Origin of the sequence: Ottowia sp., from assembly GCF_047975795.1 — a bacterium.
Classification (GTDB): domain Bacteria; phylum Pseudomonadota; class Gammaproteobacteria; order Burkholderiales; family Burkholderiaceae_C; genus Ottowia.
In genome coordinates this window covers 1-1,600 of record NZ_JBKEEE010000037.1, presented here as the reverse complement: position 1 = coordinate 1,600, position 1,600 = coordinate 1, and the positions used below count along the sequence as shown (strand labels likewise).

General features: G+C 68.1%; 1 protein-coding gene. It reads left to right on the top strand.

Annotation, left to right across the window (positions count from 1 at the left end; genetic code table 11):
- The coding region (locus tag ACK5NW_RS05770) for a DUF898 family protein (RefSeq protein ID WP_416925984.1) at window positions 1-1,065 on the top strand (1,065 nt) is incomplete at its 5' end.
- Window positions 1,066-1,600: the final 535 nt, after the last annotated feature.

Genomic DNA, 1,600 nt, shown 5'->3' with positions numbered 1-1,600 from the left:
TACGAGCTGGCCTTGCGCACCGGGCAAGACCTGGCCTCGGCGCTCATGGTGTTCGGCTTTGCGCTGCTGGCGCCGTGGCTGTGGGCGGGCGCCATGCGCTTTCGGCTCTCGTCCACGCGCTGGCGCGGCGTGCAACTGGCCTTCACCGCGCGCTGGAAAGAGGTGTATGCGGCCAGTTGGCCGGTGTTCGTCATCGCCGCCATCTGGGCGGTGTTTTTCATCGCCGTCGACCAGATGGTGGCGCCCGACATGAGCGGCCCGGACAGCCCGGAAGTCGCCTCCCTGGCAAGCTGCGCCGACGACAGCGCACTCACCTGCCCCGACCCCGACCTGGAAAGCGAAGGTGAAGGCGACGAGACCGCCACCAGCGGCAACGACTTCTTCCCCCGCCTCAGCGGCGCGCAAGCCGCCTGGTTGGGCGGCGGCGCCTTGCTGGCCCTGCTGCTGGGCGGCCTGGCCTTTGTGCGGCTGGAATTCAACTACCGGCGCCTTCTGGTGCAGCGCGCGCGCGTCGGCCAGCAGTTTGGCCACTGGAAGCCGGTGTACGGCGACTTTCTGCGCGTGTGGCTGGCCACGCTGGGCTTTTTCCTGCTCTGCCTGCTGGGCGTGGGCCTGGTGCTGGCGGCCATCACCGGCGGCGGCAGCCTCCTTATGGACAAGCGCTCAAACATGGGGCTGATCGCCCTCACGCTGCTCATTGTGTTCGGCATCTTCGCCGGCCTGTTGCTGCTGTTTGCCGTCAGCCTGCCGGCGCGCGCCTACCGCGAAGCGCGCATGTTCCAACTGGTCTGGAACAACGTCGGCGTGGGCCAGATCGCCCGCTTCAAGACCAGCTTGGGCACGCGCGCCTTCATCTGGCTGCGCGTGAAGAACATGCTGCTCACCCTGCTCACGCTGGGCTTTTACCGGCCCTTCGCCGTGGCCAGCGAGTACGCGGCCAAGGTCGGCTCCGTCACGCTGCACCTCAAAGGCGGCACCGACCAGCTGGTGAGCGAGCTGGTCGAGCAGCAAGGCGCGTTTGGCGACGCGGCGGCCGATGCGCTGGGGTTGGACTTGATCGGATGACCCCCCTGAGTCGCCTGCGGCGCCTTCCCCCCTCTCTCTTCGGGAGGGGGGACAACGCCACTGGCCGGGGAGACCCCGGCCACGGCGTTCGCTGGACCGGCCTGCTCCGCGGCGATTTGGGGCCGAGCGCAGCGATGGCCCGGCTTCTCCCCCTTCCCCTGTGGCCGTGCCTGCGATGGGCGGCTGGGCGGCGGGCCTGGGCAGCGCAGCATGCCCAGGCTTCGTGCACTGACTCGCTGCGGCTGTCTGAGCGGCGCGCTGCTTGCAGCGCAAAGCGAGTTCCGCAGCGCCGCCGCGCAGACGTTCAGCGCAGGTTGCCCGAAGGGTCACGTCCACCGGGGTCGCCTTTCTTTTGCCTACTTTTCTTTGGCGAAGCAAAGAAAAGTAGGTGCGCCGCCGGGCGCACATCCCAGCTCGCGCAACGTCAAACCAGACACAGCATCGTTTCAGGCCAAGGCTTCGACTGACTCAGCCCGAACGGTGAGGAGGTGACCCGTGTGCTCGGGCCAAGCGCAGCAATGACCCGACTGTGTCC